The organism is Nocardia sp. NPDC058497 (assembly GCF_042720195.1).
Lineage (GTDB): Bacteria > Actinomycetota > Actinomycetes > Mycobacteriales > Mycobacteriaceae > Nocardia.
Window position 1 is genome coordinate 1 of the sequence record NZ_JBHXMY010000944.1, and the last position, 1,462, is coordinate 1,462.

1 protein-coding gene is annotated in these 1,462 nt (G+C 73.3%); it reads right to left on the reverse strand.

Annotated elements, in window-relative coordinates:
* Positions 1-1,181 (reverse strand): serine/threonine-protein kinase (locus tag ACFWPJ_RS32680; RefSeq protein WP_378857356.1); only part of this gene is annotated, 1,181 nt, incomplete at its 3' end.
* Positions 1,182-1,462: the final 281 nt, after the last annotated feature.

Here is a 1,462-nt window from a genome sequence, read left to right on the forward strand (position 1 = left end):
GGGCCGGAAGGGGACCCGGCGCGCCCGTTGTCGCGGGCGCCGGTTCCCCGCGCCCCGCGCTGTTCGGCACCTGCCCGGTCCGCGTTCGCACCCGCCGCCGACGGCTCCTGGTCCGAGCCCGGCGCGGATGGCCGCCCCGCCGACCCGGAAACACCGGCGCCCACACTGGTTCCCGCAGCAGGTGACCCGCCCGTGATCGCCGACCTGGCCGCCTTGGCCAGCGCCAGCCCGCTGCCCAGCAGTGCGGCCGCACCGGACTTCGCCGCCGCCCCCTCCGCGGGCGTCGCGGGCCGTGGCAGCAGTGTCGTGGCCCCCTCGGTCGTCGGCAGCACCTTGGTCGCGGTGGCGGGCAGCACTGGAACGCGCCCTGCCGCAACATCTTCCAGCGCCTTCCTGGCCTGCACCATGGTCGGGCGGTCCTCGGCCGACGCGGTCAGCAGCCACATCAGCACCGACCCCAGCGGACCCGCGTGCTTCGGTTCCGGCACCACTCCCCTGGCGACGGCGTGCAGGACCGCGAGGGGATTGTCGCCCTCACCGAACGGCGGTGCCCCCTCGACGGCGGCGTACAGCGTCGAGCCGAGCGCGAAGATGTCGGCGGCGGGCTTCGGATCGTCGCCGCGGGCGATCTCGGGCGCCAGGTAAGCGGGTGTGCCGGCCAGGAATCCGGTGGCGGTCACCGTGACGTCGCCGGTGGCATGCGAGATGCCGAAGTCGGTGAGCTTGACGGTGCCGTCGTCGCCGACGAGCAGGTTGGCCGGCTTCACGTCCCGGTGCATGATCCCGGCGTCGTGCGCCGCCGACAGCGCCGCCGCGGCCTGCGCGCCGATCCCGGCCACCTCGATCGGCGGCAGCGTCGCGCCGCCGGCCAGTTTCACGGCCAGGCTGGGCGCGTTCATGTATTCCATGACCAGCCACGGCTGGCCGTCTTCCTCGGCGACGTCGAAGACGGTGATGGCATTGGGATGGTGCAGCCGCGCGGCGATGCGGCCCTCGCGCATGGCACGCAGCTTCGCTTCCAGCGCTTGCGATCCGGTGAGACCCGGCGCGAGCAGCAGCTGCTTCACCGCGACGGTGCGGCGCAGCCGGACATCGGTGGCGCGCCACACGACCCCCATCGCCCCGGTGCCGATCGGGTCGGTGAGTCGATAGCGTCCCGCGATCAACCGATCCGATGTCATAACGTGTGCCCCTCCTGCAATACCGCCGAGTCGTCCAGCCCTCCGCGCCACAGCGGGATGAAACTTTCGAAAATCCTACGTGCTGAACTGCTTCGTCCCCGTCTCCGACGGCCTCGGTCCACGGACTCCCGGCCGCTTCGTGACCAGACTCACAACCGGCACAACGACTTGGGGGCCGGCCCCCCGGGGCCCGGGGGGGGCGGCCGCGCGCGGGGCGTGTGTGTGGGGGGGTGGTTTTTTGTGACCGCGGGGGCCCCGCCCCAAGCGGGGGGGGCCGGGTC